Here is a 215-nt window from a genome sequence, read left to right on the forward strand (position 1 = left end):
AATCAGAAAAAAACACTGCAGACATCTTAACCGATACTGAAAAAAACAAAGATTACAATAAGGTAAAATTAGTATGGGTATGTGGGAACTTGTTGTTATTTATATTGTTGGTTTAGTGGTGCTCGGCCCTGCGCGTTTACCTGTTGCGATTAGAACAGTGACTAAATGGGTTAAAAACGCTAAATCACTAGCCAACTCATTAAAAGCCCAAGTAA

1 protein-coding gene is annotated in these 215 nt (G+C 36.3%); it reads left to right on the top strand.

Features of this window, described 5'->3' with window-relative positions; all coding sequences use genetic code 11:
* Positions 1 to 79 precede the first annotated feature (79 nt).
* Positions 80 to 215: Sec-independent protein translocase protein TatB (tatB, locus tag V6260_RS19185; protein WP_341595619.1), on the top strand; the 136-nt coding region annotated here is incomplete at its 3' end.

This window comes from Pseudoalteromonas aliena, from assembly GCF_038155085.1.
GTDB lineage: Bacteria > Pseudomonadota > Gammaproteobacteria > Enterobacterales > Alteromonadaceae > Pseudoalteromonas > Pseudoalteromonas aliena_A.